Origin of the sequence: Arthrobacter sp. WCS2018Hpa-7, from assembly GCF_031843805.1 — a bacterium.
GTDB lineage: Bacteria > Actinomycetota > Actinomycetes > Actinomycetales > Micrococcaceae > Arthrobacter.
Genome location: NZ_JAVTJB010000028.1, coordinates 20,740 through 43,073, shown reverse-complemented (window position 1 = coordinate 43,073; position 22,334 = coordinate 20,740). Strand labels below are relative to the sequence as shown.

Genomic DNA, 22,334 nt, shown 5'->3' with positions numbered 1-22,334 from the left:
GACAAGAAAATGGGGGAAAAGACTTTGGATACAGCAGCCGATCCCGGCCGCAGGAAGTCCCGTCGTACCGTCATCATCGCTGTGGTGGTTGCCATCGCTGTTGTGGCTGGAGGGCTTGGCACATGGTTTGCCCTCTCCCGCCCGGCAGGCGTCCAGCGCGCAGATGTTGTCCGCCTGGACAAGGAACGGGTAATACTGGACAACTCAATGAATCTCTACGACCCGCTGTTCAACCAGTTTTCGCTCCGCTACTCCAGCGTCATGTCCGAAAACGCGGAGCAGCAGGAAAAGGACAAGGTCCTCAACCGGGATGGTGAACGATTGAAGCGCGAGTCGCGGACCAACCTGGACCGGCTGGAACGGATGGGATCCTCTGCGGCAGTGAAGGAACAGGACATCAGCGACGCCTTCAACGGCTTCAAGGAGCACTACGGTGCTGTGATCTCCTACAACGACCAATTGGTGATCAACACGGCAAACATCACCCAGTCCGTTGGGGGACCCTGCGCACCATTGCATTCAAGCCTGAATGTTGGCGCCGAGTCGTATTCCGAAGACTACGTCAAAGGGGCCGATGCCTGCCTCGGCGCGATCGCCGCTGCCAAGGTCAACACCGATGCTGAAACAACCGAATTGCTGACTTCTGTGGAAGGCATTATCCGCGGGCAACGTGATAAGCAGCAGGAAGTCCTGGACGCCAAGGACGACTTTGAGCGGCTCGCCAAGCGCACCCTGGCAGGCCTGGCCATGCTGGACATCAATGATGCTTTGGCCAAGGCCGAAACCACGTATGAGGGCTCCGCGAAGGCGAAGTACAACCAACTGGTGACCAACGCCAATGACTCCAACAAGGCGTTTGAAAGTGCTCTCAAGAAACGCACGGATCAATTTGATGCTTCCGGCAAGGACGGGGAATAGGCCATGACGATTGAACCCGACCCCACGCAACAGCCCGATCCCCTGCAGGAAACCCCTCCCAGCCAGCAGCCGACCCCCAGGAAGCGCAGGCTGGCACTGGTCTTGACCTCTTGTGCTGTTGTCCTGTTGATCGTTGCCGCAGTGGCTGTTGTGGCCGTGACGCAATTCTCCGGACAGCAGCGCAAGGAAAACCTGCAGCTCCTGAAGGAAGACAACCTCACTGCCCTGGTGGACGCACGGAGCAAGCTTCAACCCGCGGCCAATGCCTACCTTGCCGCGTATAAGAAAGCACGGAACGCCCCAGCCTCACAGGAGGAGGCGGAGAAGAACTCCGTGAAGGAGCGGGACGAGTTCCAGCAGGCTGCGGACGCGGCCCGGGCAGCGATGGCGAAAGTGAAGTCCGGCCACGACTCCGGTGGGGACGGAATCGACGTCGCAGTGGGACAACTCGAAGAGTCGTACCAAGGCTTCATTGACCACATGGAGGGCTTGGTGGAGTCATACCCGCAGTTTGAAGGTCTGTTCAGGGCTGACGGGGCAGGCTGCAACGGCCTGTTTGTCGGTTCCAAGGCCGCCACGCTTCGGGAACGTCAAACCTTGCTGGGCCAGGCCGCAGCCCCTTGCCGCGAAGCAGCCGGCCAGCTCAAGCAATCCAAGAACGTGGCCTACGTCGAATTTGCCCGAACCTTTGACAACCGGGTGGCACAGCTCGAATCCAACTCCGAGATCACGGCCAAGTCTGAAGAGAACTACAACGAATTTGTAAAGCTCAAGGACCAAATGGTCCAGAAGACAGCTGAAGCGACCGCGCGCAACGCCTCTGAGGAGGAATTGTTCAAGATTGCCGACGAAGCCAAGGCCCTCAACACCCGGATCAAGAACAACAGGTCGGAGTTTGACTTTGCGGCCAAGCGATACCTGTCGGGAGTCAAAGACATGCCTGTCCTGGTGGAGGAAGTCTTCACGAAGAAAATCGCGGCCGAGATCAAGAGCTACGACTCTGTGATCCCCCTGCGTGTTCAGATTCTGAAAGACGCAGTGGACGTCGAATTGGTCGAATAACCACCCCGGCACCATCACAAAACGCCGACGGCTTTGCAGGATTTCCCTTGCAAAGCCGTCGGCGTATCTTCTGTCCTTCCGGGTCAGCGTGCGAAGCGCAGGGTCACCAGTTGGAACGGCCGAAGCACCAACTCCACCTCTGAGCGTTCCCCAACAGTCACTCCAGGCGCCTCTGCAACGCGTTCAAGCAGATCGGTGGCAGTGGCACCGGCCGCCGCAAATCCGGGCCTTACAGTGGCAGCTGAGCGCTCCCCCAGCGACTCGTAGAGCCGGACGATCACGTCGCCGGATCCGTCCTCGGCCAGTTTCACGGCTTCCACCACAATGGCCGGGTTGGAGACCAACACCAGTGGTTCCACAGAGTGCCCACCCGTCACGAACCGCGGCTTCAGGTTGGTGCGGTAGCCCTCTTCCACGGCGTCGGCGATCGCAGCGCCGGGCCTGATGGAAACCTCCAAGGTGTGCTCTCCCCGGTCTGCTTCAGGGTCCGGGAACCGGGCCGAGCGCAGCAGCGAGGTGCGGACCGTCGTCGTGGTTCCGCCGTCGGTGCGGACCGCCCTGGTGACGTCGTGTCCGTAGCTGGAGGAGTTGCTGACCGCTACCCCATAGCCGGGCTCGGCGACATGGATCCAGCGGTGCGCGCAAATTTCGAACTTGGCAGCTTCCCAGGACGTGTTGGTGTGGGTCGGCCGGAAGACGTGGCCGAACTGCGTCTCGGACGCCGAACGATCCGCCCTGACGTCCAGCGGGAAGGCGACCTTCAGCATCTTTTCGCGTTCCTGCCAGTCCACCGTGGTGGCGATCCCCAAGGACTTGGCACCGGCGTCGAGCGTGATGCGCTGCGTGATGGTGGAGGCGCCCACCTTGCGCTGGACCACCACGACGGCGCCAACCGGCGTGCGCTCGAGGTCGATGGTGTCCGCTTGGGTCAGTTGGGTGACGTTCCTGCGATAGAACTCTTCGATGTCCCACGCGTCCCACTCGTTGGGCGTATCCCGGAACAGCTCCAGCAGGTTGCCGGCCTGCCCGGGGGCTATGGCGTCACGGCCGCCGGCATGGTCCACCAGGGAGGTCAGCAGGCCGTTCCCGTCCAGGACTGCACGAATGATGCCGTTGTCCAGCACGAAGCCTTCGCCGGATTCCTCCACCTGGACACCGGTGCCGGATCCATTGGCTTCAGCGATTGCCAAGGCGGGCACGCCGCTGCGCGAATGCGGCGCTGCGTTGAGCAGGTAGCTTGTGCTGCCAGTCCCCACCAAGGCCTGGGCGGCATGGCTGATGATGGCCTCAAGGTCACGGGAAATGGCCTCATAGTTGCGCTCGGCATCCTGGTGGACCCAAGCGATGGAGCTGCCCGGCAGGATGTCGTGGAACTGCTGCAGGAGCACCAGCTGCCAGAGCCGCTTCAGCTCGGCTTGGGGATACGTGTAGTCCGCACCGAGACGGACGGCGGCTGTGGAGCACCACAGCTCGGCTTCGCGCAGCAGATGTTCGCTGCGGCGGTTGCCGCGCTTGGTCTTGGCTTGGCTGGTGTAAGTTCCGCGGTGCATTTCCAGGTACATCTCGCCCACCCAGACCGGCAGGTTGGTGTATTCCGCCTCGGCCTTGGTGAAGAAGTCCTTGGCAGTGCCCATCCGGACCTTCGGCGAACCTTCAAGGTCTGCAGTGCGGTGCGCGGCGGCCACCATTTCGCGCGTAGGTCCGCCACCGCCGTCGCCATATCCGAATGGCACCAGGGACATGGTTCCGCGGCCGTGGTCGCGGTAATTGCGTTCGGCGTGAGCCAGTTCGCGGCCGTGCAGTTCAGCGTTGTACGTGTCCACCGGCGGGAAATGCGTGAACAGCCGCGTTCCGTCGATGCCCTCCCAGGTGAAGGTGTGGTGCGGCATCCGGTTGACCTTGTTCCAGGAAATCTTCTGTGTCAGGAACCACCGGGAACCGGCCTCCTTCACGATCTGCGGGATCGCACCGGAGTAGCCGAAGGAGTCCGGCAGCCAGGCCTCCTGGCATTCGACGTCGAATTCCTTCAAGAAGAAGCTCTTGCCCTCCACGAACTGGCGGGCCATGGCCTCGCCGCCGGGCATGTTGGTGTCCGATTCCACCCACATACCGCCCACGGGGATGAACTGACCTGCCTTAACCTTTTCCCGGATCCGGACAAAGAGCTCAGGGAAGTACTCCTTGATCCACGCCATCTGCTGGGCCGAGGAGCAGGAGAACACAAAGTCAGGATCCTCATCCATGAGTGCCACCACGTTGGAGAACGTCCGGGCACATTTACGGATGGTCTCACGGACGGGCCACAACCATGCGGAGTCGATGTGGGCGTGGCCTGTAGCCAGGAGCTGGTGGGCGGAAGCATAGGCGGGCCGGCCCAACACTTCCTTCAGCGCTTCGCGACCGGCCGCCGCAGTCCCGGCGACGTCGTCCGGGTCCATGACGTCCAGCATCCGTTCCAGCGCCCGCAGGATTTCATGGCGGCGGGGAAGTTCCATGGGAAGTTCATGCATGAGTCCACTCAGCGTCCAGATGTCCTGGTTGAGTTCCCACACGGTCTCGTTCAGCTCTGCCATGGCGATGCGGCCCAGGCGGTACCGGGGCTCGTCGCCGGACGTAGCTTTGTCTCCCAGCGGAGTGGGAGCAAAGGACCATCCCTGGGCAACGTCGGGGTTCGCTGCAGCTTCAACATAGAAATCCACTGAGTGTCCGCCGCCAAGCAGCTTGACGGGGACGTGATAGTTGCGCGGCGAGATCGCCTTGATGATGCTGCCGTCGGCGCGCCAGGCAGTGCCTTCGCACTGGAACCCGGGGACATCGCTGTTGAAGCCGAGGTCCACAATGATTTCCACTGACGTGGATTCAGCCATGCCCCAGTCCTGCGGGACTTCACCCTGCAGGTGGAGCCATTTGGTGCTCCAGGCCTTTCCCCACGGGGCGCCGTGCTCCTGCGGGGTGAAGAGCTGGCGCACGGCCTCGGCCGCCGGCACGGGCTCGCCCGGAACATCCCAACTGCTGAGCTGCAGCGGTATGGCTCTGCCGTAAATGGCCGGAAGAATGCGTTCCCGAACGAATCGATCGAGGCGCTGTTCAGTGATCCGGCGGTCGTCGTGCAATTAATTCCCCTTTGGGCTTTAGCTGAATTTCACGCTTGGCACACGCACCAGGGGTGCAGGTTCGGACGGCGACTCTGGGTTCGCCGCGCTTCCAATCGATGGATAAAATCTACGTTGTTCCAGCCTATTAGCCAAGTGATTGTCGGCTATCTCCCACGGACACCGCGTCTGCCGGGGCAGGTTCCGCGACGATTCTGTCCCGCCCGGCGTAGACATTGAGACTGTGCCCACGGCTGAACCCGGCCAATGTAATGCCCGTTTCTTCGGCCAATTCGGCCGCGAGGCTTGAAGGTGCGCTGACCGCGGACAGTACGGGAATACCCGCCATGGCCGCTTTCTGGACCAGTTCAAAGGACGCCCTGCCGGAGACCTGGAGGACCGTGCCACTCAGCGGCAGCATGCCCGCCCGCAAAGCCCAGCCCACTACCTTGTCCACCGCGTTGTGCCTGCCGACATCTTCCCGCAGGCAGAGCAGCTCGGTAGTGCCGTCGTCGTGGATCCGGAAAAGTCCCGCAGCATGGACGCCGCCTGTTTTATCGAAAACCGCCTGCGCCTCCCGGAGACGGTCCGGCAAGGCGGCCAGGGCGCGGACCGGGACCGTGACGTTGTCCTCGTGCGGACTGTGATGGGAGGACTTGCGGACAGCTTCGATGGAGTCCGTGCCGCAGATTCCACAGGAGCTGGAGGTGTAGACGTTCCGGCCGGTGTCGGGCCGCACCACGTCAGGCCGAAGTTGGGCGTCCACCACGTTGAAGGTCTGCACGCCGTCTTCGTTCTCCCCCGCGCAGAATCGCTCGGAGATCAGTTGGGCAGGCTCCCAGATGATCCCTTCCGAGACGAGGAATCCCGCCACGAGGTCGAAGTCGTCTCCGGGGGTCCGCATGGTCACGGAGAAGGACATCTCCCCCAACCGGATCTCCAGGGGCTCCTCCACTGCCAGGACGTCTTCCTTATATCGGACGGGATGCTCCAGCGCTTGCGGGGAGCCATCCAGGACAAACTTATGCACCTTGCGGCGCTGGGTCACACGTCCCATATCAGGCTCCGCCCTCCTCTGTCTTCACAAAACGTACGGTCATGGCTTTGTAGCCGGGGGTGTTGGATTCCCGTGCCACCAGTTCGCGATGCACCAGCGCGTTGGCCTCAGGGAAGTACGCCGCGGCACAGCCCTTGGCCGTGGGGTATCCGATGAGCCGGAACTTGTCGGCCCGCCTTTCCGTTCCCGCGAAGGTGGAGATGACATCCACCAGGTCCCGGTCCTCGAAGCCCAGTTCCTTCAGGTCATCCGGGTGGACCAGGATGACCCGCCGCCCCTCCGAGACACCGCGATACCGGTCATCCAAACCGTAGAACGTGGTGTTGTACTGATCGTGGCTGCGGACGGTCTGGAGGATCAAGTGGCCCGGCGGTGCCTCAAGGTACTCAAGCGGCCGCACGGAGAAACGTCCCTTGCCGATGTCCGTGGCGAAGGTCCGCGTATCCCGGGGCGGGTTGGGCAGCACGAAGCCGTTCTTGGTCCGAACCCTGGCGTTGAAGTCCTCGAAGCCCGGTATGACCCTGGAGATGTGGTCCCGGATCACGTCGTAGTCCTCGGCCATGGACCGCCAGTCCACGCTATGGTCATCGCCCAGGGTCGACTGGGCCATCCGGGCGACGATCACCGGCTCACTCAGGAGGTGCTCAGAGACCGGCTCCAGCCTCCCCTGCGTCTTGTGGATGACGGACATCGAGTCTTCCACGGACAGGAACTGCTTGCCCTTGGGGTGTTTGTCGTCGGTGTCCGTCCGGCCCAAGGTGGGCAGGATCAGGGAGGTCTTGCCGTGCACCACATGGGCACGGTTGGGTTTGGTGGAGATGTGGACCGTCAGCCCCGCCCGCTTCAACCCCTCTTCCAAGGCTGCCGTGTCGGAGCCGGCCGCAGCGAAGTTCCCACCCATGGAGACAAAGACATCCACGTCGCCCTTTTCCAGGGCGTGCTGGGTCTCCACGGAGTCATAGCCGTGGTCGCGCGGCATGTGGAAGCCGAATTCCTTATCCAACGCAGCCAGGAATGATTCCTTGGGTTTCTCCCAGATCCCCATGGTGCGGTCGCCCTGCACATTGGAGTGTCCACGGACGGGGCAGGCTCCGGCGCCACGCTTGCCGAAGTTCCCTTGAAGCAGCAGGAGGTTGATGATCTCGCGCAAGGTATCCACCGAGTGCGGCTGCTGGGTCAGTCCCAGGGCCCAACAGATGATGGTTGCCTTGGATGCAGCCATCATTTCCGCGGCCTTGGTGATTTCTGCACGGGTCAGGCCGGTGGCCCGCTCGGTCTCCGCCCAGTCCAGCACCGAACGCGCGTCTTGGTATGCGGCGAATCCCTCCGTCTGCGCCGCAATAAAGGAATGATCGACGACGGTGCCCGGGTTGCGCTTCTCTTCCTCCAAGAGGAGGTGGCCCAGTGCTTGGAACAACGCGAGGTCGCCACCGACCTTAATCTGCAGGAATTCGTCCGCGATGGTGGTGCCACCGCCAATGACGCCGTTGAGGGACTGCGGGTCCTTGAAGTTCAGGAGGCCGGCCTCGGGGAGCGGGTTGACGGCAACGATCTTCCCGCCGTTGTTCTTGCAGTCCCGCAGTGCGGACAGCATCCGGGGATGGTTGGTTCCCGGATTCTGGCCCACCACCAGGACCAGTTCAGCGTGGTGGATATCCTCCAGCGAGACCGTGCCCTTGCCGATTCCAATGGTGGGGTTCAGGGCGCTGCCAGAGGATTCATGGCACATGTTGGAGCAATCAGGCAGGTTGTTGGTGCCCAGGCTCCGGGCGAACAACTGATACATGAAGGCGGTCTCATTGGCCGTGCGGCCGGAGGTATAGAAAACGCATTTGTCCGGCGTGGTGGCGTTGATGTGCTCGCCGATCAGGGCGAACGCCTCGGTCCAGCTGATGGGCGAATAATGGGTGTCCCCGGGCTTGATGACCACGGGTTCGGACAATCTTCCCTGGCTCCCCAGCCAGTATTCCGTCTTGTTTTCGAGGTCAGCCAGGGAGTGTTTCGCCCAGAATTCAGCGCCCACAGTGCGGGTAGTGCTCTCCTCGGCGATCGCCTTGGCGCCGTTCTCGCAGAACTCGGCGGGGCTGCGCCTGCCTGTGATGGATTCGGGCCAGGCACATCCCGGGCAATCGAAGCCGTCGTGCTGGTTGACCCTGAGCATGGATCGGACCGTGCGGGCTACACCGGCCTGGGCGTAACCGCGTTCAAGGGCCACCGTGACAGCTTTGAGGCCGGCAGCGGCCTGTTTGGGCGGGTGGATTTGCAGGTCATCTTCATTGATGTCCTGTTCTGGAGCATGCCTGTTCATGAGTCCATCATTGCACTTTGTCGGCACCCTTTACCCGGTTCGCTGCAGTGCTCCGGAGTCCAGCGCTCAAGCGTCCAGCGCGCTCCAGTCCACCGGGCCGGAGGGGGCCTTCTTTGCCTGGCGCGCAGGAGCCTTGCGGGGTTTGTCGTCCGCGGCTTTGGGTGCGGGCAACGGTTTGCCCCACGGCAAGGCAAACGCCGGGACCAGCTCGCCCAGCTGGACCCCGTGGGGCGGAACCACCATGATCCCGTCCGCGCCGGCCAGGCCCCGCATCATCCCGGGACCCGTGTGCTGCGCCGGCGACGCCAGGCCATAGACCAGCTTGAACGGCATCAGCCGGGTCCGGCCGGGATCCGCCTCGAGCATAGCGCCGCAAGGAACTTCACCTACCCCGTCCAGCTGCCGATGACCCAATGCCGCCAGCAACGGAGCACCCACCGTCAACAGCGCCATCATCGCGGCAAGTGGATTTCCCGGCAGTCCCAGCACGAACCGGCCATCGGGCAGTTCAGCCAACACGGCAGGATGACCGGGGCGCATGGCAATGCCGTCGATCAGCAGCTGGCCGCCAAGTTCCGCCACCGCCCGCCTGAAGTGGTCGGTCCCCGAGCGACCTGTCCCGCCCGTAGTGATGACGACGTCGGCCGGGGGTTCAGTCTCTCCGTAGGGGTCATCCGCTGTGAGTTCGCCCAGGGCCGGCTCGGTGTCCTGGAGGGCGGAGATCCACTCTTCATAGTTGTCGCCGACCCTGAGCTGCTCTCCTGCGATGCCACCCAGAAGCTCCACAACAGCACCCAATTGCGGGCCGAAAGTATCACGCACTTGTCCGGGCCGAGGGACCCCCTGGGCCACAACCTCGGAGCCCGTCAGCAGAAACCTGGCCAGTGGCTTGCCGAGGACCTCCAAATGGTCCAATCCGGCCAGCGCGGCCAAAGCGATGTGGGCCGGATTGAGCACGGTTCCGGTGGTAAGCAGGACTTCCCCCTCCGCTGCCTCTTCTGCGGCTTTGCGGATGTGCTGGCCGTTGCGGGGTTCGCCGGGCTTGGCGCTTCCGCCCAGCGCAAGGACCGGGAGGCCGTCGTCGTCCGTGGTGATGACGCCGCTCTCGCTGCGAAGTACTGCCTTGGCGCCCGGCGGAATCAGCCCTCCCGTCACAATGGGACTTGCCTGGTGGGGGGCAAGCCTCTGGCCTGGTTCGCTAAGGATCCACGGCCCGCTTCCGTTGACGGCCCAGCCGTCCATGGCTGAGGAAGCGTAGTGCGGCATATCCTGCACTGCCAGGGCATCGGCAGCGAGGGTGCGTCCGAGGGCTGAGCTGAGCGGCACAGGACCCGCAGGGATGGGAGTGGCAACATCGAACGCGCGCTGCCGGGCCTCCTGCCACGTGTGTGCCGCGTGATGGCCCTCTGCAGGGGCCTCCGTCATTCGGCGTCAGCCTCGGACTCCGAGTACTCCTTGGCAATCTTGCGGGCCAGTTCCAGGGCGGCGTTCATGGCCGCGTCATCGCTTGCCTGGCCGATGCCGCGGGCCATGCCTGCCGCGTAACCGGCGATGAAGGTGGTCAAGGGCGCTGCGGGGCGCACCACTGAATGCGCGGCCACTCCGGCAACGGCGAGCACTTCGTTGACGTCCACTTCAACGCCTTCAAGCTCGAATGCCTGCAGCAGTGTGCGGCACCATTCCTCGAGCGTCTCTTCCTGGCTCTTCACGTCCGCCTCCAACTTGTAGTCAATGCCCAGGGCCGCAGCGTCCTCCCATGTATCCACGTCATCCGTGGAGCCTGCGGGGACGCCAACGTCCAGCAGGTTCAGCCTAGCAAGCAGGCGGAACACTGAAGAGTCCGTTAACCCGGAACCTTGGGAAGCTACGGCCACTTCGCGGTCCAGGGCTGCGGTGTCGTATACCCCCAGGAGCGGTTGCTTCCGTCCGTCCTCGGAAACTGCCATGGCACCCTCCACTCCGGGGTGCGCTGCCAGCGCTTCCCACAGATGGGAGATTCCACGGGAGGCATGCGGCATGTCGCAGGCGAGAATCAAAGTCCACGGGGCGCCCGCACCGCTGCCTTCCAGCGCAGTCAACCCGGCAGCAATAGCAGCGGCCGGACCCGCGAATGCCGGTTCCTCCCGTGCCCGCAGCACTTCGACCGGCAGTGTCCCACCGCCCGTTCCTGAAGCATCAGGACCTACCACCACCACGGCCGTTGCACCCCGGACCGATTGCAGGGCACGCGACAGGAGCGTTTCGCCGTCGTACGTCAACGATGGCTTGGGCACGCCACCGAGGCGGGTGGCCCTGCCACCCGCCAGAATCACGGCATTGAACTCCATCCGCCCAGATTACCGGGGCGGCCGGAGTTCAGCAGAAATCGATCAGGCAGCGGATTCCGGCAACAGGAACGGGTCCCAGTCCGGCGCAGGTTTCTCGAGTTCTTTGATCTGCCACATGGTTCCCTGGGGCACCCCGGGCGTGAAACGGAGTTTCCAACCCATTTCAGCCAGCGTGTGGTCGCTCTTGGCGTTGTTGCATTTCAAACACGCCGCAACCAGGTTTTCCCAGGAATCCGCGCCGCCCCTGGATTTGGGGTGGACGTGGTCTATGGTGTGGGCTGTTTTCCCGCAGTAGGCGCAGCGATGGCCGTCGCGGCGAAGGACCCCGCGTCGGCTCACGGCGGTAATCCTGTTGTACCGGGGACGGATGTAGCGGTTAAGGAGGATCACGGAGGGGCGTCCAAGAATCTCCTGTGGCCCGACGACAGGCTCGTCGCCTTCGGCCACTACGCTAGCTTTCCCAGTCAACACAAGGACCAGCGCCCGGCGGAATGTTATTACCGCCAGCGGTTCATATCCAGCATTCAGAACGAGTGTGCGCATGCACGTACCTCTTCACGGCCGCACCCGTCAGGGGCACGAGGGCCGGCTGCCCTCTGCTTGTACGGGCTGTGGATCGACAAGATAAGGGTAAGCACTCATATGCCGTATCAACGAATTTTTCCGTCGTTTCCCGTGCAGTGTCGTTAAGAGTTCATGCGAGGTTAAGGCGTCGGGAGCCGAATCCGTCCGTTAAAGCAGAACACCCCGCCGGCCTGAGCCTGCGGGGTGTTGCTGTCAAAGCGGAATGCTGGATCAGCCGTTGACGCGGATGAAAACCGGGCCGGAGCCGACGTTGACGCTGAACAGTGCCGTGGTGGATCCGTTCCATCCACCGTGGACTGCCTGGCCGTTGCCGACGTACACAGCGATGTGGGCCTGTCCGGCGAGACCGCCGTTGGCGTAGTAAGCGAGGTCGCCGGGCTGTGCTTCCGCTGCGCTGACCGTGCGGCCAAGGGAGAGGTAGCCGGCCGGCCAGTCGTGGAAGTTGATGCCAACTGCTGCCAGGGAGTTCGTCACCAGCATGGTGCAGTCCTGGGTGACGCCGAGCTGTGCGTAGGCGGCAGCGGCGATTGCAGCGCCAAGGCCACTGGCAGCGGCCGGAGCCTTTGCCGCAGGAGCCGCGGGGTTGACGGCCAACGTGGCGTTGCCGGCAGTCGCCGTGCTTTCTGCGGCCTTCTTGGTTTCTACCTTCGCAGGAGCCTTCTTCTCTACGGGAGCCGGAGCCTGCACCGTGGTGACCACGGGGCGCTCGTAGGAGATGGCAACGGTGGAGTCCGCAGCGATGGTGGCCTGGACTACCGACTGGACGTCAAGGGTGGACGTCGAGGTGGACTCACGGTCCACGTTGGTGTCGGCTGCGTTGGCAGCAACACTGCCGGTCAGGACCAGGCCTGAAGCTGCGGCAATAACAGCCGCCTGGCGGCCTACGCCGCCGGCGTTTTCACTGACGGCCTTCGCGATCACGGCAAGCGAGCTGGTCTTGGGGGCCTCAGCGCGATGCCGTGCAACCTTGGATGCACTGGTCATGGTTTTCTCTTTTCGTATCCGCGTGTAGTTGGGGTACACGCGGCTCATTGGTGCGCCAGCACTTGGGGGCATGCTGGCGAACCCCGAACCGGATTGTTTCTAGCGGAGGGTAAAGAAGGAGGACGTGCCCGTGGAGGCAGCCGAGTGCAGGAGCGTGCCCTGTCCCGGGTTCAAGGCGCTGATCATCATGCCGTTGCCAACGTAGATGCCTACGTGTGCTCCGCCGTTCTGCATGACCAGGTCACCGGGGGCAGGAGTGCTGGTGGGCTTCATGGCAGTCCAGGCGTTGACGCGCGGGATGCTGATGCCAGCCTGGGCGTAGACCCACTGGGTGAAGCCGGAGCAGTCCCATCCGTTGGGCGTGGTGCCGCCCCAAACGTACGGGTGGCCGATGCCGGTGTAGGCGATCGCGGCGAGGCCGGAAGCGGCGGCGCTGGAAGCAGCGTCCTTGGCTTCGGACGACTTCGCGGTCACAGCGGCTGCGGTGGTCTGGTTGCCATTGGCCGCGGTCCGCTGGGTGGTCTGCGAAGCGCGCTGGACAACCTTGGGAGCTTCCTTGGTGGCCACTACAGGGCTTTCGAAGGAAACAGTGGCGGTGGGCTCTGCGGTGACTACCGCAGTGGTGACCATCTGCTGGGTGCTGGAGGCTTCCGACTTGGAAACGTCGGTGTCCGCTGCCTGGGCCGGAAGACCGACACTGAGGACGAGGCCTGAGGCTGCTGCCAGGACGACGGCCTGGCGGCCAACGGTACCGGCGTTGGATGAAACAGCCTTGGAAAGCGTGTTCAAGGGGTTCGTGCGAACCGATTCAGCGCGGTGGCGCGCAGGGGTAGTGCGTGATGACACGTAGGTAGCCTCTCCCAATGCCTGCGAGGTGAGCTGTCGGATTCGGATGGGAGTCATCCGGCCACGCTGCTTCAAGGAAGCTTTGCGACTTAACCCCAAGGCCTTCTTGCGAAGACCAGAAGTGGTTCCCCCGCCCCTGCCAGACGATTTATGCGAACGGACCTCGAGTGGTGGCAGAGCTAGGCAATCCACTCAAGTGCACCGGCCCCCTAAAAAGCCGATGCGCTTTGTACGGTACAACAGTTGAACGCGAATGTCACATTCAGGTCACGGGGTGTGTCACGAATGCGAGAGACAACCATCAACTGGACTTAGAGCCAGCCCATGGGGTCAACGACTTCACCGTTGACCTGTACTTCAAAGTGGAGGTGGCAGCCTGTGGAGGCGCCCGTGGTGCCGCTCAGCGCCACAGTGTCGCCGCGGCTGACCGTCTGGCCTACTTTGACGGTGAAGGACGACAGGTGGTTGTACGTGGTCTCCAGGCCGTTGCCGTGGTCTACCACGACGCGGTTGCCTCCGCCGTACTCGTGCCATCCGGCAAAGGTGACCTTGCCACTGGCCGCGGCATGGACGGCGGTGCCGCACTGGGCCACGAAGTCCTGGCCGCGGTGGAAGTCGCCGGAACCACCCGTGAGGGGGCTGACGCGGTAGCCGAACGGGGAAGCCGTCGTCAGGGTGTCCAGGGGGCTGGCCATGGTGCCTGTGGACGAGGCGCGCTGGATGCTGCCGGCGGACTGCGCGCTGAGCAGTTGCTTCAGCTTGCCGTCGGGGTCGGCTGCGGTAGCTACTGCGGCACGGCTGAAATCGATCTTGGCTGATGCAGCGGCGGAAACCTCGGGCTGGCTGCCACCTGTGACGGCCAGGGCCGACTCGGTCTGGCCGGATTCCGAGGTGGCCATGACCGGGCTCGTGGCCGGCAGACCGACAGTCAGGGCAAGTCCGGTGGCGGCAAGCGCAACTCCGGCCTTTTGCCCGACGCCACTGGCTGCGGCGAAGTCGGCAACCTGGCGCAACGGGCTCTTACGGCGACGCACCTGGCGTTCGGTGTCGCGTGGCCGGATCTCCGATACGACGCGGGCTGGCCGCAGCTCAGCAGCGGGGCCGGACGCGCGGCGGCGGCCCCTGACGTTCTGCGTTGTCAAACTCTGTTCCTCTCTGAAAAGCCTGCGAAGTTAGCTGTCGGATTCGGGTCAGAGAGTTCAAAGACCCGGTCCGCACGAAGCGCTCACGGCACACAGGTATCCCAGGAGGGACTTGCGTCAATGGGCACTTCTGCTGCGGACTTCACCCCAAGGCTGCTTCTTTAGACAGCCGCTTGTGGTTCCCCCGCCTCTGCCAGTGGTGGATGACACACCTGTTCCGTTGGCAGAGCTCGGCTCCGGAACAGGTAACGCTTTGGTATCAGCGCTAGTAGATAACTATAGGCGATTAAGCCCCGCAGTAATAAATTCGTTATCAACAGGAACAGGCATGGCGCGGCGGTCCCTTATCACTAATCCTGAAAAACCGCAGGTCACACGCGCGCCAACAGCTCGAAAGTGAGATATGACACCGCGTGAAGGGAAGGGGGCGTCAGCTGACGGAGACGAAGACGTGCGCCGCCACCTCGGGCGGAAGTTCCAGTGCACCCTCGATGCCGGGGACCCGGACGGAAATGTACTCGCCCACGCGCTCCAGCGAGACAGCCGCGCCGGGGCGGATACCGCCCTCATCCAGTTGGGTGAGGAGTTCAGGCTCAACCTGGATGGGCTCCGCCAAGCGGGTGACCGCCACGCGGGAATTCGGCGCATAGCCGTCCATGGCCTGCAGGAGGTTGACGTCGAGGCGGGGGAACGGTTGGCTGGCAAGTCCACCGAGCGCTTCAAGGCCCGGGATGGGGTTGCCGTACGGGGATTCGGTGGGGTGTTCCAGAAGTTCGTAGAGCCGGCGCTCCACACGCTCGCTCATCACGTGCTCCCAGCGACATGCTTCGTCGTGGACATAGGCCCAGTCCAAGCCAATGACATCAGCCAGGAGACGCTCGGCGAGGCGGTGCTTTCGCATGACCTCGGTGGCGCGCTTCCGCCCCACCTCGGTCAATTCCAGGTGGCGGTCGTTGGAAACAATCACCAGGCCGTCGCGCTCCATGCGTCCGATGGTCTGGGAAACAGTGGGTCCGGAGTGCCGCAGCCGCTCGGCGATGCGGGCCCTGAGAGCCACAATGTTTTCTTCTTCAAGCTCCAAAATGGTCCGAAGATACATCTCAGTGGTATCGATCAGATCCGTCATCCAGCTCAGCTCTCCTCGAACGCAGTTCCTTGCGTAATCTCCACCGTACCGCGTCCCTTGCCGGGTGGACGGTGTGCACCGCCGCCCCATGAACGCCAACCACCAGCCTAGCTTATTTGGAATTACTCTGGATAATTCCGGTCGCATATGGTTGGCCGGCGTTCCACGTGGCGGACTATGACGGCCACAGGTTCCTGCCTCCGCGCCCGGTCAGGCAGAATTGGGGTGTCGAAGGGGCAGATAATGCCACCTGCCACGACCCATCTCTAGCCGATACCCATTGGAGCCACACGTGAGCGACAACAGCATCACCATTCCCGCCGATCTGCTGCCCAAGGACGGCCGCTTCGGCGCTGGACCGTCCAAGGTCCGTCCGGAACAGATCGAGGCCTTGTCTGCCGCGTCGTCCACCATTCTCGGCACGTCCCACCGCCAGGCTCCGGTCAAGAACCTTGTGGGTTCGGTCCGGGAAGGCCTCAGCCAGTTCTTCCGTGCGCCCGAAGGATATGAAGTTGTCCTCGGCGTCGGCGGATCCACGGCATTCTGGGATGTCGCCGCATTCGGCCTGGTGGAGAAGAAGGCCCAGCACCTCTCGTTCGGCGAGTTCGGTTCGAAGTTCGCTGCTGCCACCAACAAGGCGCCGTTCCTTGATGCCTCCTCGATCATCAAGGCCGAGCCTGGCACCCGCCCGGTGTCGCAGGCCGAAGCCGGCGTCGACGTTTACGCCTGGCCCCAGAACGAGACCTCCACGGGTGTTGCGGCTCCCGTCAAGCGTGTCCAGGGCGCCGACGACGGCTCCTTGATCCTGGTGGACGCCACGTCCGCTGCCGGCGGCCTGGATGTCGACGTCGCCGAGTCCGACGTCTACTACTTCGCCCCGCAGAAGAACTTCGCCTCCGACGGTGGTCTCTGGCTGGGCCTCTTCTCCCCCGCCGCCCTGGAGCGTGCGGCACGGATCAAGGCCAGCGGCCGCTGGATCCCGGACTTCCTGGACCTGCAGACGGCCATCGACAACTCCAAGCTGAACCAGACGTACAACACGCCTTCCCTGTCCACGTTGGTCACCTTGGACGCCCAGGTGCAGTGGCTCAACAGCAACGGTGGCCTGGACTTCGCCAGCAAGCGCACGGCGGACTCCGCCAACCGCATCTACTCCTGGGCCGAGGCCTCGGAGTACGCAACGCCGTTCGTCACGAACGCCGAAGACCGCTCCAACGTCATCGCTACCATCGACTTCGACGACTCCATTGATGCCGCAGCCATCGCCAAGGTCCTGCGCGCCAATGGCGTGGTGGACACTGAGCCTTACCGCAAGCTCGGCCGCAACCAGCTGCGCATCGCGACGTTCGTCGCCATCGAGCCGGACGACGTTTCCGCCCTGCTCGCCAGCATCGACTACGTGGTGGGCGAACTGAAGAAGTAGCACCACAGGCTGCCAGTCGGCGTCGTTCGGAAAGTTCCGGACGGCGCCGCTGCCGTCTAACGCCGCTGCCTGTTAAGCCACGACGACTAAGCCGCCACCCACGAGAGCCCGCTTAGCGAACCAGCCCCGGGCCGTCGTCGTCCTCGTCGGTGACCGGACGGGCCAGCAACGACTCCACCCGGAAATGCCGCAGGCCACTGGCGCGGCGGTCGAAGCGGAGGCGCAACTGCTTGGCGCGGATGATCCAGGCCAAACCCACGACGGCGGCGCTGACGCCGGCCAACGCTGCAACGCCCACGGCCCACCGCGGCCCGCCAACGTTGGCCACCCACCCCACCAGCGGCGCTCCAATCGGGGTGCCACCCATGAAGATCGCCATATACAGGGACATGACCCGCCCGCGCATGACAGCCTCGGTGGTGGACTGCACGTAGCCGTTGGCGCTGGTGATCAGGGTCAGGGCGAACAGGCCGCAGGGAACCAGGGCCAAGCCAAAGAGCATGGCATTGGGGGCCAAGGCCGCCAGCGCGCTGGCGACGCCGAATCCACCGGCGGCAATGAAGATCAGCCGCAGGCGGGGCCGTCCGCGTCGGGCAGCCAGCAAGGCACCGGTCACGGATCCGATGGCCATAACCGAGTTCAGGAGTCCAAAGGCTCCGGCATCCATCCCGAACTGGGTGCCCACCATCGCGGCAATGAAGAGGGGAAAGTTCAGTCCGAACGTGCCCACAATGAAGACGGCTGCCAGAACCACTTGGATATCGGGTCTGTTGCGGACGTAGCGGAGGCCCTCACGGATCCGCCCTTTGCCCGCGGCTGCCCGAGGCTGGACTCGAAGCGAGGACGCCGGAATGAGCTTCAGCGCCCAGAGCATGGCAACAAAGGACACAGTGTTGATCAGGAACACCCAGCCGGGACCCACCACCACCGTCAGCACACCGGACACGGCCGGTCCAATCATCCGTGCCACATTGAAGGAGGCACTGTTGAGGGCTACTGCGTTGGGCAGGTATTCGTCGGTCACCAGCTCGGAGACGAAAGTCTGGCGGACGGGGGCGTCCAAGGCCGTCACGATGCCCAGCAGCAACGCGAAGACATAGACGTGCCACAGTTCAGCCACCCCCAGCAACACCAGGATTCCCAGGCCCGTACTCAGGAGTGCCATGGCTACCAAGGTGATGAGGAGCAGTTTCCGCCGGCTGTAGCGGTCGGCCAGCAGCCCTGCCCAAGGGGCGAGGAACAGCTGGGGACCCAGTTGGAGGGCCAAGGTAATACCCATGGCTCCGGCGTCGTGCGCGGTCAGGTGGTCAAAGACCAACCAGTCCTGCGCGGTACGTTGCATCCACGTGCCGATGTTGGAGATCAGGGCACCGAAGAACCAGATGCGGTAGTTGAGGATTCCGAGTGACCTAAAGGTGGACATCAGCGTCCGCCTCCACTCTGGTCACCCCGGGTTTCCGCAATGCTTATTCAGCCCCGGCTTCGTCGTAGTCCTCGTCGGAATCTTCGGACTCGTCCGCGTCCCCGGCATCCTCAGCGGACTCAGTCGCCTCGTCTTCGTCGGCCTGTACGGACTCTTCCGTGACATCCTCCACGGTTTCCTCCACCAACGGTGTCTCGTCCTCAGGGCGGACACGCTTGGCCCACGGCACCCATTCGGGCGCCAGGATGGAGTCATCGGAGGGCAGCAGGCCAAGTTCGCTCACGGTGACAATCTTGGACCGTGAATTGCGGGTCACCACGGCATACCACTGCCACCCACCGTAGCCGGCAAGCCTGGATTCAAACAGGTGGGTCACCACACGGTCGCCCTCGGACTTGGCACCGAGGTGTGCCCCGACTTCGCCGGGGCTGGCAATGCCCTCCACTGCCTCACGGGCAACCTCGACGGCGGCAGCGAGGAAGGCGTCCGGCTTGCCGATGCGCCACACGGGCAAACCGGCACGCGGCCTGTCGGCAACCGGCTTCCGCGCGGGGGCTTCCCCGATGCCAGGAGCCTGGGCAGCGTCAGGACCGGCTGCAGGGTTTGCCTGGGCGCCCCTTCCGGCCTTTGTTTCCTGTGCGGATTCCGATGTCATGGCCAGTCCTAGGCTTCCAGCTCGTCTGCAACCTTGCGCAGCGCCAGGCTGATGGCCTTGGCCTTGTTGCCGTCCGGGTATTTGCCGGAGGACAACGAGCCGGAGAGGTTGTCCAGAACAGTCACCAGGTCCTGCACCATGGGGGCGAGGTCCTTGGCGTTCATCCGCTTGGCCTTGGCAAGGGAAGGCGTCTTTTCCAGGACGCGCAGCCCCAGTGCCTGTGCTCCGCGGCGACCGTCGGCCACGCCGAACTCCACGCGGGTTCCAGCTTTAAGCTCCGTTACGCCCGCAGGCAGGGACGTCTTGGGCAGGAATACTTCCTGGCCGTCCTCAGCCGCGAGGAATCCGAAGCCTTTTTCCTTGTCATACCACTTGACCTTGCCGGTAGGCACGTAATCAACCTTCTTCGTTTCTTGCTCTGGGAGACACGTCGGGCCAAACACCGCATCCGCAGGGTTCTGCGGGATCGAGGGTGACAGCCCGGTCCGTGTTGGTCTGTTCCTTCAAGGTTATCCTGCCCGGCCCGCTATTCCCGCCTTGCCGCGATCACAGAGGGCCGGAGCCGTTCCGAAAGGGCGGCCTCGACGCAGCAATACCTCCCATTCCGGCGCTGCTGCTAGCGTTGGGGACATGACTTCCCCGGGTTACCGCCGCCCCCTCATGATCATCGCCGCAGTGATCGCGGTGGCCTCCTTGGCCGCCGTCGGCGCTGTCATGGCGATCGCTTACAACAGCGGAACGGCCCCGGCGTGGATTACGTCGACTGCCCTTTACGGCCTGCCCGTAGCCTTCATGCTCGCAGTGGTCCTGGTGCTGGACGCTGTCCGCCAGCGCCGCCGGCAATAACCGCCCCACTGACAACCAGCTGACCTGCTGACAGGCAGCAACGGCCCGGGGGCGGTAACGTTGGATTGATGTCCCTCATACGCGCGCTCAGCAAGGAACTGGAAGCGCGCAGCGACGATTCGCTGCGGGCCTTGTTTGCTGCGCGACCGGACCTGATCTCCCCCATGGCCCCCGACTTCGCGGCCCTGGCTGCCAGGGCGAGCGCCCGCGTCAGTGTGCAGCGGGCCTTGGAACGCCTGAACAAACCTGAGATGCAGGTCCTTGAAACACTCCATCTCTGCACCAACGCCGATACCGGCCACAGCATCTCCGCAGCCGGCCTGAAGAAGGTCATTGCCGGGTCCACTCTTTCGGCGCTGGACCCGATCCTCGCCAAATTGCAGGATCTGGCACTCGTCCATCGGGCGGACCCGCCCGCTGGCGCACCGGCCACCTCCTCGCGCCAGCGCTTCTACCTTCCGGTGGGCAGCCTCAAGGACGTCATCGGCATTTACCCGGCAGGCCTGGGCAGGAGCTACACGGAATTGGTGCGGCTGCAGCCCGCCTTTGCCCAGCGTGTTGTGCAGTTGGTGGCCGAACTCCACCAGAGCGGTGCCGGCATCCACCCTGCCAGCACCCCCATGGATGCTGCCCTTGCGCTCCAGCGCTGGACCTCCACACCGGAAAGCCTGCGCTCCATCCTGGCAACGGCACCGGAGCGGACCGTTGGCCTCCTGGACAAGTTCGGCAGCTGGGCCATGGGCGCAGTACCCCAGGCTCAGCGGCGGGCCTCCGTCACCCACGAAAGTCACGACGTCGGGCCTATCGACTGGCTGTTGGCGCGCGGCTTGCTGGTCCCCTTGGACGCCGGCCACGTGGAGCTCCCCCACAGTGTGGGCCTTGCGCTGCGCGGCGGCGCCATTGTGGATGACTTCACGTTGTCGCCGCCGGTTCCGGAGCTGGGCCACACCAGCGCTGCCCTGCGGCGCAACGCTGCCATGGGGGCCATCGCGGAGATCCTGCGGCTGACCGGTGAACTCCTGTTCGCTGTGCGGGAGCAGCCTTTGGCCACCCTCCGGAGTGGTGGTGTGGGTGTGCGCGAACTGCGGCGCCTTGCCGAGTCCATCCGTATGGGCGTCCATGAAACCGCCGTCCTCTTGGAGTTGTGTGCCATGGCCGGGTTGCTCCGCCTGGACGTGGACAGCTCTACATGGATACAGCCACCGTCGCTGGAGTGGCTCAACCTCCCCCGCCAGGAACAATGGCTTTGGTTGGTCAATGCCTGGCTGGCCAGCGAGCGTGCACCTTCCCTGGTGGGCCAGCCTCTCACCGGTCCTGCGTCGTCGGCCTCCCATCAAGGCGCCGCCGGTACCACCATCAACGCGTTGTCCGCTGAAGCGCAGCGGCCTGATGCCCCGGTGGTCCGACGACGCGTCCTCGAGATCCTGCATGAACTCACCGCGGAAGCCGCCGCACCGGATGGCAAAGCGCCCGTCCTGGATGCCAGGGCAGTGCTGCAGCGGGCCGAATGGTCGCAACCGCGGATGTCGCGGCGGTTCAGTTCACTGGTCCGCGGCATTCTTGAGGAAGCCACGCTTCTTGGCCTGATGGGTTCAGGCGCTTTGACCCAGTTGGGTGCCGCTATTGCCGACGCCCAACCCGAACAGGCCATGACCATCCTCGGCGAGCATCTGCCCGCCGCGGTGAACCACATCCTCCTGCAGGCCGACCTCACCGCCGTGGCACCCGGCTACCTGGCGCCGGAGCTGAGCGAGACACTGCTGTTGATGGCCGACGCCGAGGGCCAGGGCCCTGCGTCCATCTACCGTTTCTCGGCTGCCACCATCCGCAGGGCGCTCGACGCCGGACAGGATGCGGAATCGCTGTTGGCGTTCCTCCGGGAGCACTCGGCCACGGAGGTGCCCCAGCCCTTGGCGTATCTGGTCCAGGACACTGCGTCCCGGCATGGCCGCCTGCGGATCGGTACGAGTGCCAGCTTCATCCAAAGCGATGACGAAACGGCCATCACCGATCTGTTGCGGGAGGCCCGTACGTCGGCATTGAGCCTGGTGCGTATAGCCCCGACGGTCCTGACGTCCTCAGCCAGCCCCCGGGAAACTGCCCGCGTGCTGCGCGAGCTGGGACTTTCCCCTGCCGTGCAAGAGGCCGAGCCCGCCGTCGTGCGTTTCAAACGGACAACAGCGGTGCCGGGCAGTGCCCGCCCTGTCTATACCGCGCCGCGGACGGCTCCCCCGGACGACGACGTTGACGCACAGTTGTCGGTCCTTCGGCAGCACCGCGGAGTGCGGTCCGAAGCGGCGGGCGAGGCGTCCACGCAGCTCGGCCTGGAGACGCTGCAAACCGCCATCCGACTCAAACAGGCCGTCACCATGAATGTGGTGGACAGCTTGGGGAATGCCAACACCGAAACCGTTGTTCCTGTATCCGTCTCCGGTGGACGTGTCAGGGTGTTCGACCCCGCGAAGGACACCGAACGGGTGCTTTCCATCCACCGGATCATCGATGTGGAACCCGCAGGAGAGCTGCGCTCGTGAAAAGGA

18 protein-coding genes and 2 riboswitches are annotated in these 22,334 nt (G+C 63.9%); of the genes, 5 read left to right on the top strand and 13 right to left on the bottom strand.

Annotated elements, in window-relative coordinates:
- The first annotated feature begins 9 nt into the window (after window positions 1-9).
- Both RQH14_RS21080 and RQH14_RS21075 read left to right on the top strand, forming a co-directional pair.
- The gene (locus tag RQH14_RS21080; RefSeq protein WP_311215075.1) at window positions 10-918 is read left to right on the top strand and encodes a hypothetical protein; all 909 of its coding nucleotides are present in this window, start codon (window positions 10-12) and stop codon (window positions 916-918) included.
- A 3-nt stretch (window positions 919-921) separates the two neighbouring features.
- Window positions 922-1,980, top strand: a complete 1,059-nt coding sequence (locus tag RQH14_RS21075) for a hypothetical protein (protein WP_311215074.1) — start codon at window positions 922-924, stop codon at window positions 1,978-1,980.
- Window positions 1,981-2,063: 83 nt separating this feature from the next.
- Here the strand turns inward: RQH14_RS21075 and RQH14_RS21070 are convergent, their stop codons facing one another.
- The 10 genes from RQH14_RS21070 to RQH14_RS21025 form a co-directional block, all read right to left on the bottom strand.
- Window positions 2,064-5,093, bottom strand: a complete 3,030-nt coding sequence (locus RQH14_RS21070; RefSeq protein WP_311215073.1) for a glycoside hydrolase family 38 C-terminal domain-containing protein — start codon at window positions 5,091-5,093, stop codon at window positions 2,064-2,066.
- A 127-nt stretch (window positions 5,094-5,220) separates the two neighbouring features.
- A complete protein-coding gene (fdhD, locus tag RQH14_RS21065; RefSeq protein ID WP_311215072.1) occupies window positions 5,221-6,129 on the bottom strand; it encodes a formate dehydrogenase accessory sulfurtransferase FdhD in 909 nt (302 codons plus the stop codon).
- Between the two features lies 1 nt (window position 6,130).
- Window positions 6,131-8,437, bottom strand: coding sequence for an FdhF/YdeP family oxidoreductase (locus RQH14_RS21060; protein WP_311215071.1), 2,307 nt, complete (start codon window positions 8,435-8,437; stop codon window positions 6,131-6,133).
- A 66-nt stretch (window positions 8,438-8,503) separates the two neighbouring features.
- A complete protein-coding gene (locus RQH14_RS21055) occupies window positions 8,504-9,862 on the bottom strand; it encodes a molybdopterin molybdotransferase MoeA (protein WP_311215070.1) in 1,359 nt (452 codons plus the stop codon).
- Window positions 9,859-10,764 carry an NTP transferase domain-containing protein gene (locus RQH14_RS21050; protein WP_311215069.1) on the bottom strand — a complete coding sequence of 302 codons (906 nt, stop codon included), beginning with the start codon at window positions 10,762-10,764 and terminating at the stop codon, window positions 9,859-9,861. The genes RQH14_RS21055 and RQH14_RS21050 overlap by 4 nt, the downstream gene beginning before the upstream one ends.
- Before the next feature lie 42 nt (window positions 10,765-10,806).
- Window positions 10,807-11,307: an HNH endonuclease gene (locus RQH14_RS21045; protein ID WP_024819811.1), complete on the bottom strand. Its 501-nt coding sequence runs from the start codon at window positions 11,305-11,307 to the stop codon at window positions 10,807-10,809.
- 252 nt (window positions 11,308-11,559) lie between these two features.
- On the bottom strand, window positions 11,560-12,333 hold the full coding sequence (locus RQH14_RS21040; protein WP_311215068.1) for an NlpC/P60 family protein: 774 nt from the start codon (window positions 12,331-12,333) through the stop codon (window positions 11,560-11,562).
- 99 nt (window positions 12,334-12,432) lie between these two features.
- Window positions 12,433-13,179 (bottom strand): NlpC/P60 family protein, encoded by a 747-nt coding sequence (locus tag RQH14_RS21035; protein WP_311215067.1) that lies wholly within the window; start codon window positions 13,177-13,179, stop codon window positions 12,433-12,435.
- 4 nt (window positions 13,180-13,183) lie between these two features.
- Window positions 13,184-13,365, bottom strand: a riboswitch (cyclic di-AMP (ydaO/yuaA leader).
- 125 nt (window positions 13,366-13,490) lie between these two features.
- Window positions 13,491-14,321, bottom strand: coding sequence for a M23 family metallopeptidase (locus tag RQH14_RS21030; RefSeq protein WP_311215066.1), 831 nt, complete (start codon window positions 14,319-14,321; stop codon window positions 13,491-13,493).
- Window positions 14,322-14,325: 4 nt separating this feature from the next.
- Window positions 14,326-14,567, bottom strand: a riboswitch (cyclic di-AMP (ydaO/yuaA leader).
- A 184-nt stretch (window positions 14,568-14,751) separates the two neighbouring features.
- Window positions 14,752-15,447 (bottom strand): metal-dependent transcriptional regulator, encoded by a 696-nt coding sequence (locus RQH14_RS21025; protein WP_311215065.1) that lies wholly within the window; start codon window positions 15,445-15,447, stop codon window positions 14,752-14,754.
- A gap of 292 nt (window positions 15,448-15,739) precedes the next feature.
- On the opposite strand from RQH14_RS21025, the gene serC reads away from it, so the two are divergent.
- On the top strand, window positions 15,740-16,870 hold the full coding sequence (serC, locus tag RQH14_RS21020; RefSeq protein WP_311215064.1) for a phosphoserine transaminase: 1,131 nt from the start codon (window positions 15,740-15,742) through the stop codon (window positions 16,868-16,870).
- Window positions 16,871-16,982: 112 nt separating this feature from the next.
- Here the strand turns inward: serC and RQH14_RS21015 are convergent, their stop codons facing one another.
- The 3 genes from RQH14_RS21015 to RQH14_RS21005 are packed head-to-tail and all read right to left on the bottom strand — an operon-like array spanning window position 16,983 to window position 19,340.
- A complete protein-coding gene (locus RQH14_RS21015; RefSeq protein WP_311215063.1) occupies window positions 16,983-18,293 on the bottom strand; it encodes an MFS transporter in 1,311 nt (436 codons plus the stop codon).
- Window positions 18,294-18,336: 43 nt separating this feature from the next.
- Window positions 18,337-18,948, bottom strand: a complete 612-nt coding sequence (locus RQH14_RS21010; RefSeq protein ID WP_311215062.1) for a DUF3027 domain-containing protein — start codon at window positions 18,946-18,948, stop codon at window positions 18,337-18,339.
- A gap of 8 nt (window positions 18,949-18,956) precedes the next feature.
- Window positions 18,957-19,340, bottom strand: coding sequence for a cold-shock protein (locus RQH14_RS21005; RefSeq protein ID WP_089593906.1), 384 nt, complete (start codon window positions 19,338-19,340; stop codon window positions 18,957-18,959).
- 238 nt (window positions 19,341-19,578) lie between these two features.
- Here RQH14_RS21005 and RQH14_RS21000 point away from each other — a divergent pair, with 238 nt between their 5' ends.
- Together RQH14_RS21000 and RQH14_RS20995 are read left to right on the top strand one after the other, a co-directional pair.
- The gene (locus tag RQH14_RS21000; protein WP_311215061.1) at window positions 19,579-19,794 is read left to right on the top strand and encodes a hypothetical protein; all 216 of its coding nucleotides are present in this window, start codon (window positions 19,579-19,581) and stop codon (window positions 19,792-19,794) included.
- 68 nt (window positions 19,795-19,862) lie between these two features.
- Entirely contained in the window at window positions 19,863-22,328 is a 2,466-nt protein-coding gene (locus tag RQH14_RS20995; RefSeq protein WP_311215060.1) for a helicase-associated domain-containing protein, read from the top strand.
- Window positions 22,329-22,334 lie beyond the last annotated feature (6 nt).

Coding starts and splice junctions, on each gene's coding strand:
- RQH14_RS21055 (WP_311215070.1), bottom strand. CDS start 9,862: ATGACGGAGGCCCCTGCAGAGGGCCATCACGCGGCACACACGTGGCAG.
- RQH14_RS21060 (WP_311215071.1), bottom strand. CDS start 8,437: ATGAACAGGCATGCTCCAGAACAGGACATCAATGAAGATGACCTGCAA.
- RQH14_RS21010 (WP_311215062.1), bottom strand. CDS start 18,948: ATGACATCGGAATCCGCACAGGAAACAAAGGCCGGAAGGGGCGCCCAG.
- RQH14_RS21015 (WP_311215063.1), bottom strand. CDS start 18,293: ATGTCCACCTTTAGGTCACTCGGAATCCTCAACTACCGCATCTGGTTC.
- RQH14_RS21040 (WP_311215068.1), bottom strand. CDS start 12,333: ATGACCAGTGCATCCAAGGTTGCACGGCATCGCGCTGAGGCCCCCAAG.
- RQH14_RS21025 (WP_311215065.1), bottom strand. CDS start 15,447: ATGACGGATCTGATCGATACCACTGAGATGTATCTTCGGACCATTTTG.
- RQH14_RS21045 (WP_024819811.1), bottom strand. CDS start 11,307: ATGCGCACACTCGTTCTGAATGCTGGATATGAACCGCTGGCGGTAATA.
- RQH14_RS21050 (WP_311215069.1), bottom strand. CDS start 10,764: ATGGAGTTCAATGCCGTGATTCTGGCGGGTGGCAGGGCCACCCGCCTC.
- fdhD (WP_311215072.1), bottom strand. CDS start 6,129: ATGGGACGTGTGACCCAGCGCCGCAAGGTGCATAAGTTTGTCCTGGAT.
- RQH14_RS21080 (WP_311215075.1), top strand. CDS start 10: ATGGGGGAAAAGACTTTGGATACAGCAGCCGATCCCGGCCGCAGGAAG.
- RQH14_RS21075 (WP_311215074.1), top strand. CDS start 922: ATGACGATTGAACCCGACCCCACGCAACAGCCCGATCCCCTGCAGGAA.
- RQH14_RS20995 (WP_311215060.1), top strand. CDS start 19,863: ATGTCCCTCATACGCGCGCTCAGCAAGGAACTGGAAGCGCGCAGCGAC.
- RQH14_RS21000 (WP_311215061.1), top strand. CDS start 19,579: ATGACTTCCCCGGGTTACCGCCGCCCCCTCATGATCATCGCCGCAGTG.